Origin of the sequence: Streptomyces sp. NPDC028722 (genome assembly GCF_040637655.1) — a bacterium.
Classification (GTDB): Bacteria; Actinomycetota; Actinomycetes; order Streptomycetales; family Streptomycetaceae; genus Streptomyces.
Window position 1 is genome coordinate 216349 of the sequence record NZ_JBEZWU010000008.1, and the last position, 6803, is coordinate 223151.

The following is a 6803-nucleotide window of genomic DNA, read 5'->3' on the forward strand; positions in this document are numbered from 1 at the left end:
ATGTCGCTCACCACGCTCGACCCCCGTACCGCCCTGGTCGCGATCGACCTCCAGAACGGCATCGTGGCCATGCCCACCCAGCCGTACCCGGGCGCGGACGTCGTCTCCCGCACGGCCGGGCTCGCCGACGCCTTCCGCGCCCACGGGCTGCCCGTGGTCCTGGTCCGGGTCTCCTTCGCGGCCGACTGGGCCGACGCCGTGCCCGGCCGCACCGAGCACCAGCCGCGCGGCCTCGCCTTCCCCGAGGGCTGGGACCTCATCGTGGACGAGCTGTCCGGGCACCCCGGGGACATCCGGGTCACCAAGCACAACTGGAGCGCCTTCCACGGCACCGACCTGGACGTCCAGCTGCGCCGCCGGGGCATCACCCAGATCGTGCTGGCCGGCATCGCCACCAGCATCGGCGTGGAGTCCACCGCCCGGGACGCCTACGCGCACGGCTACCACGTCACCCTCGCCACGGACGCCATGGCCGACGCCGACGCGGGCGCGCACGAGAACAGCGTCGAGCGGATCTTCCCGCGGCTCGGCGAGAGGGGCACCAGCGCCGAGATCCTGGAACTGCTCGGCAAGACCCACGCCTGACACCCGACCCGCCGGGCGGGCGGGCCGGGTACGGGTTCAGTCCTCGCCGCGCACGATGTTGTCCTCGGTGTCCGCGCCCGGCAGCCGGGCGGAAGCCCGGTCCACGACGGCGGGGAGGCAGGTGCGCACCCCCCGCTCGCGTCGGCGGGGGGCGTTCGCCCGGCCCGTCTCCGCCTCGGATATGGCCGGTTGCTCACTCGTGTGCGCGGTCACGGCGTTCATCTTCTTTCGGGTCCCGCCGCTCGCGGGACCGGTCGGCCGGACCCGCCGGGCCCGGGTTTGCTGCGTGCCCGACCGGGTCCCCGGACCGGGGGCCCGCAAACACGGGCGGGCCCGGTTCCGCCTCAGGTCCTGCCGCCGCCACCGCCGCCGAACGACCCGCTGGAACCGGACGACCAGCGCGAGCGGCTCTGGTCGTCGGCGCGCCGGGTGCCGGAGTTGCCCAGCTCGTGGGGGGTGAGCCGGTCGCCGCCCTCCGTGCGGGGCACCTCGTCGGGCTCGCGGACCTCGTGGGTCTCGTGGACCGGCCCGGACGGCGGCATCTTCGGCTGCTCGTCGGGGCGCGGCGGCGCCGGCTCGCGCTCGCGCACCTTGAAGCCCAGCCGGAACGCCCAGATGATGCCCGCGACCACGGCGACACCGGCGACGAGGATGAGGATGTACCCGAAGACCTGTGGGCCCGAGGCTGCTTCGTACATGGCAGTGTTCATGGTCGGCGGGTACCCGGCGAGGCCCGTGGGATGCGCGGACCGGCGCCGGTCAGCCGGCCGGCGCCGCCCACCGCGCGCCTGTCGGCGGGGTCAGGTACTCTCCGCCGCCCGCTCGACCTCGGCCTCGATGTCGCGGCGCGGCCGGCCCGTCTCCTTGGCGTACTCGCTGACCGCGGTCTGCACGTCGCGGGCCAGATCCCGCCAGGCGCGCAGGGCGGTCTCGTAGGTGCCCGACTGGACGCCCGTCATCCCCCGTTCGGCCGGCGGGCCGTAGGCGTCCCGCAGTTCCGCGACCATGGCGCGGGCCGCGTCGGCCGCGCGCTGCTTCTGCACCAGTTCTTCAAAGGTGTGTGCCACACCAACCGACCCTAGGCACGGGTCGCGCGGTGCGCCTCCCCAACCTGTCCGAACGGCTCCCCGGCGCCGCTGCCCGGCCGCCGGGTCAGCCGTCGAGCACCAGATCCGCCCAGACCTGTTTTCCGCCGCTGACCGGGATCGTGCCCCAGGTCTCGGACACGGCCTCCACCAGCAGGATGCCCCGGCCGCCGGTGGCCTCCCAGCCGATGCTGGCCGGTTTGACGGGGCTGCGCGGCGAGGAGTCGGCCACGGCGAGCCGCAGCCGGTTGTTGACCAGGCCGAGGTCGAGCCGGACCGGGCCGCCGGTGTGCACCAGGGCGTTGGTGACCAGCTCGGAGACGACCAGCAGGGCGGCGTCGACCGTGTCCCGGGGCACGCTCCAGGTCCGCAGGGTGCGCCGGGTGAAGCGGCGGGCGTGCCGCACCGCCTCCGGCACCCGCCACACCGTCCAGCTCTCCCGCAGCGGCCGTACGGTCATGCCGTCGTAGCGCATCAGCAGCAGGGCCACGTCGTCCCCGCGGTGCGCGCCGGTGAGCAGGGCGTCGGCGACCAGCCCGAGGTGCGCGGGGTCGGCGGCGGCCAGTTCGCGGGCGAGGCGTTCCATGCCGGCGTCGAGGTCGGTGCCGGCGGACTCCACCAGGCCGTCGGTGGTCAGCGCGATCACCGTGCCGGGTTGCAGCCGGAGCGGGGTCATCGGGAACTCGGCCTGCCCGAGCACGCCGAGCGGCGGGCCGCCCTCGGCCTGCACGATCTCGGTGGTGCCGTCCGGGTGGCGCAGCACGGGTTGCACGTGACCGGCGCGTACACACCAGGCGGTGCCCTGTTCGACGTCGACGTCGACATAGGCGCAGGTCGCGAACAGGTCGGTCTCCATGTCCAGCAGCAGCCGGTTGGCGTGGGCGACGACCACGTCCGGGGTGTGGCCCTCGACGGCGTAGGCGCGCAGCGCGGTGCGCATCTGACCCATCAGGGTGGCGGCGCCCGCGTTGTGGCCCTGGACGTCCCCGATGACCAGGGCGACGTGGTTGTCGGCGAGCGGGATCACGTCGTACCAGTCGCCGCCGACCTCCAGGCCCGCCGTCGTCGGCAGATAGCGGGCGACGGCGACCGCGCCGGGCAGCCGGGGCAGGCGGCGCGGCAGCAGGCTGCGCTGGAGCATGCCGACGAGTTCGTGCTCGGCGTCGAAGGCGTGGGCGCGCAGCAGGGCCTGGCCGGTCAGGGCGGCGCAGGCGGTGAGCAGGGCGCGTTCGTCGGGGGCGAAGTCGTGCGGGCGGTCCCAGCCGATCAGGCAGGCGCCGGCCATGCGGCCGGCGGCGGGCAGGGGCAGCACGGCGAGGCCCCCGCGGCCCACGTCGGCGAGGGCCGGTTCCAGCGCCGAGCCGTCGGACCAGATCCGGGTGCGGCCCTCGCGCAGCGCGGCGGCCAGGGTGGGCATGGCCCGCACCGGCGCGTCGGGCCACTCCGTGCGCCACTCGCTGCGCCACACGTCGGGCCAGGCCTCGGGCTGGGGCGGGTCGAGAACGGTGACCACGAGCCGGTCGTTCTCCAGTTCGGCGAGCGCGATCCGGTCGGCCTGGAGCGGTTTGCGCAGCGCGGCGACGACCGCCTGGCCGACGTCCTTGACGGTGCCGGCGGTGGCCAGCGCGGCGGCCAGGCGCTGCACACGGGCCACGTCGGTGACGCCGGAACGCTCCGTGGAGGCGTCGGTGACGGTGCCGACGAGCCGGGCGGGGCGGCCCCTGCCGCCGGGCAGCAGCCGGCCGCGCAGCCGCAGCCATCTGGGCGGCCCGGCGGGCTGGAGGATGCGGAACTCCAGCTCGCGGTCGCCGATGGCCATGTGGTCGGCCTCGACGACGGACATCAGCGCGGGCAGGTCCTCGGGCACCGTGCGGCCGAGCAGGGACTCCACGCGGCCGTCGAACTCCTCCCGGCGGATCGCGAACAGCCGCAGGATCGCGTCCCCGGCCTCCACCCGGCCGGTGTCCATGGCCAGGCTGAAGGCGTTCTCGGGCAGCTCGCCGGTGTCGTACGCGGTGTCCGGTGCGGGTACGGCGACCGTGTGGGCGATCAGCTCCAGACAGGCCCGCTCGTCGTCGCCGAAGCCGCCGGGGTGCTCGCCGACGGCCAGCAGGCAGCCGCCGCCGGCCGGGCCGAGCGGCAGGGCGGCCAGGCAGAAGTCGGGGGACGGGGTGCGGCGCGCGTCGGGGCAGCCGGCCAGTTCGGCGGGGCCGAGCCACTGCGGCCGGCCGGTGCGGTGGACTTCGGCGACCGGGGAGGCGCCGCTGGCCGCGTAGCTGTCCCGGAGGCCGTAGAGGGTGCGGGGCAGGCCGGCCGACTCGGCGAGGAAGAGCTGCGCGGCGTCGCCGCCGGGCGTGTACACCCCGGCGAAGGACGCCCCCGCGAAGACGAGGGCCAGTTCGAGGACCCGGCGGAGCCGGTCGGCGGTGGCCGGTGATGCCAGCAGCGACGCGAGGGCGGCTCCGGCGCGCTCCGGCACCGTTCTGGTTCCGCTGATCGCAGCACCCTCACTCACCACTTCGCCATTACAGCGCGTATCGGCCGTCCGCGCAGCCCCGGTGACGTCGCTCAGCCGGTTGTCGTCCGGATGCCCTTGCTGAAGGTGGCCGTCAGCGCGGCGACGGCCACCAGTGCCGGGAAGACCAGCAGGGCCGTCCCCGGCTCCCACCGGGCCAGCAGGGCTCCGGCGAGGGCGGGGGCGAGGGCGCTGGCCGAGCCGGCGGCGAGCAGCAGTCCGCCGACGACGCGGCCCTGGAGATGGTCCGGGGTGACGGCGGCCTGGCGTCCGAAGAGGGCGGCGTTCGCGGTGGGCCCGAGGAACACCGCGGCGGCCAGCGGTACGGCGGCCCAGACGGTGGTGGCCAGCAGGGTGCCGACCGTCATCAGCGCGGCGGTCACCCAGCACAGCAGGGTGATCAGGACGGGCAGGCGCAGCCGCCGCTGGAGCGCGGGGGCGGCGAAGGCGCCGAGGAACCCGCCCAGCGCGAAGATCGTGCCGGCGAGGCCGACGAGGAACGGCGACAGGCCGGCGCGCCGGAGCGACAGGGTCATCGCGAAGATCATGCCGGTGAAGGCCATGTTGAGCGGGGCGGCGATCAGCAGCAGGGCCCGCAGGAACGGATGGCCCAGCAGGAACCGTATGCCCTGGGTGGCCGACGCGACGGCGGCCGGGGGCGCCTCCTGCCGGGGCTGCTGGAGGGGCCGGCGGATGAACAGGACGGCCGCGAGCGACAGCAGGAAGCTCACCGCGTTGCCGAGGAAGGGCAGCGCCCGGCCGAGCCCGAACAGCAGGCCGCCCAGGGGTGGGCCGGCCAGTGAGACGCCGTAGGTCCGTGCCTCGTTGCGGGCGACGGCGGTGGTGAGCTGGTCGGTGCGGACGAGGTTGCGGACCGCGGCGTGCTCGGCGGTGCTGAAGACGGCGGTGGCGGCGGCGCCCGCGACGACCGCCGCGAGGATCAGCGGCAGCGAGGCCGTGTCCGTGACGACCGCGCAGCCGAGGAGGGCGTACACGGCGATCCGCAGGACATCGCAGACGATCATGAGCCGGCGCCGGTCGTAGCGGTCGGCGAGGACACCGGCCGGCAGCCGGCACACCATCGTGGTGACGAGGCCGGCGGTGCCGACGAGTCCGGCCTGCGCCGGGGAGCCGGTCCACTGGAGGACCAGCAGGGGCAGGGCCAGGTCCACCATGGCACCGCCCAGGTCGGACAGGCACTGACCGGTCCACAGCAGGTTGAAGTCGCGGTTGTGCCACAGGCTGGGCGGCCGGCCGGTGTCCGCGCGCCCGGCGGCGCCCTCGGTGAGCGGCGGCCGGGTCACACGGGGTCCTTGGCGTCCGAGGGCTCCAGGGGAGCCGTGAGGGGTGGGGCGGGTGCGGCCGGCGCGACCGGTGGGGCCGGCGCGGTGGGCGGGAGAGCCGGGGTGGCCACGGATGCCGAGGCGACCGTGGGCGGCGCGGTGCCCGTGGGAGCGGCCGGGACGACGGCGCCCGCCGCGACGCCGGTCGTGGTGCCCGTCGGAGTGGCCGGAGTGACCGCGCCGGCCGGGGCGCCGGTCCTGGTGCCTGCGGGGACGGCCAGGGTCACCGCGCCCGCCGGGGCGCCGGCCGGGGCGCCGGTGCCGGTGCGGGTGTGGGCCCCGGTCCCCGCGTCCGTGCCCGGGGCGGCCGGGGCGGCCGTCGTCGGGATGACGAGCAGCTTGGTGACGGTGCCGTCGTCGGCGACGACGTCCCGGACGTGCCGGAAGCCCAGGCGGCGGCACATGGTGAGGCTGGCGGTGTTCCCGGCGCCCACCATGCCGTACGCCTCGGTGAGTCCCAGGTTGTCGGCGGCGTGCCGGAGCAGGCCGCGCACCACCTCGCCGCCCAGTCCGCGCCCCCAGTAGCCGGGGGCCAGCGCGGTGACGAGTTCGTGGCCGTCGACGTTGCCGGTCCGCTTGACCTCGGCGTGACCGACGTACGTGCCGGACAGCCACAGGCCCCACACGTCGAAGCGGCGGTGCGGATAGACCTCGTCGAGGATGGCGCGGAACAGCGCGCGGATCTCCGGTTCGGGGACGAGCTCCTGGCCCATCCAGCGGCACACCTCCTCGTCGCGCAGCAGGCTGACGAAGACGTCCTCGTGCTCGGGCCGGTACGGCAGGAACTCCAGGCGTTCGGTGCGCAGGACGGGGGTCATGGCGGGCTCCTCGGGAGTGGTGCGGTGCGGTGTCGTGAGGGCCGAGGGCGGTGGGGCGCCGGGCGACAGGGGACGGCGGGAGGCGGGGGGAGGGAGGTGCCGGGCCGGCCCTGGGGCCGGTCCGGCGTGCCGGTGTCGCGGCCGGGTCAGGCCCCGGCGTTCTCCATGCGCTCGCGCAGGCTCTTCGGGCGCATGTCGGTCCAGACCTCGTCGACGTAGGCGGTGCACTCGGCCTCGGTGCCCTCCTTGCCGACGGGCTGCCAGCCGGCGGGGACGTCGATGTCGGCGGGCCAGAGGGAGTACTGCTCCTCGTCGTTGCGCAGGACCTGGTAGCGGGTGTTCTCGTCCATGTCGGGTTCCTTCGTCGTGTGGGTCGGGCGGTCGGTTCGGGTGGGCCGTGCGGGAGCGGGGGGACGGGTCGGGGCGCGGGGTGAGCGGGGGCCGTGCCGGTCGGTCC

8 protein-coding genes are annotated in these 6803 nt (G+C 75.8%); 1 reads left to right on the forward strand and 7 read right to left on the reverse strand.

The genetic code is table 11. From position 1 onward, the window contains the following. Entirely contained in the window at positions 1-585 is a 585-nt protein-coding gene (locus tag AB0F03_RS15730; RefSeq protein WP_361991285.1) for a hydrolase, read from the forward strand. A 36-nt stretch (positions 586-621) separates the two neighbouring features. Here AB0F03_RS15730 and AB0F03_RS15735 read toward each other — a convergent pair whose 3' ends face one another. From AB0F03_RS15735 to AB0F03_RS15765, 7 genes are all read right to left on the reverse strand, one after another. After that, positions 622-807 carry a hypothetical protein gene (locus AB0F03_RS15735; protein WP_361991288.1) on the reverse strand — a complete coding sequence of 62 codons (186 nt, stop codon included), beginning with the start codon at positions 805-807 and terminating at the stop codon, positions 622-624. A gap of 122 nt (positions 808-929) precedes the next feature. Beyond that, entirely contained in the window at positions 930-1295 is a 366-nt protein-coding gene (locus AB0F03_RS15740) for a DUF6479 family protein (RefSeq protein ID WP_361991291.1), read from the reverse strand. 90 nt (positions 1296-1385) lie between these two features. Beyond that, complete coding sequence (locus tag AB0F03_RS15745; RefSeq protein WP_361991293.1) at positions 1386-1652, reverse strand: hypothetical protein; 267 nt, start codon at positions 1650-1652, stop codon at positions 1386-1388. 85 nt (positions 1653-1737) lie between these two features. After that, a complete protein-coding gene (locus AB0F03_RS15750) occupies positions 1738-4188 on the reverse strand; it encodes a SpoIIE family protein phosphatase (protein ID WP_361991295.1) in 2451 nt (816 codons plus the stop codon). Positions 4189-4238: 50 nt separating this feature from the next. Next, positions 4239-5489, reverse strand: a complete 1251-nt coding sequence (locus AB0F03_RS15755; RefSeq protein WP_361991298.1) for an MFS transporter — start codon at positions 5487-5489, stop codon at positions 4239-4241. Further along, positions 5486-6346, reverse strand: coding sequence for a GNAT family N-acetyltransferase (locus tag AB0F03_RS15760; RefSeq protein ID WP_361991301.1), 861 nt, complete (start codon positions 6344-6346; stop codon positions 5486-5488). Before AB0F03_RS15760 ends, AB0F03_RS15755 begins: the two co-directional genes overlap by 4 nt. 146 nt (positions 6347-6492) lie before the next feature. Next, the gene (locus AB0F03_RS15765; RefSeq protein WP_361991304.1) at positions 6493-6696 is read right to left on the reverse strand and encodes an MbtH family NRPS accessory protein; all 204 of its coding nucleotides are present in this window, start codon (positions 6694-6696) and stop codon (positions 6493-6495) included. Positions 6697-6803 lie beyond the last annotated feature (107 nt).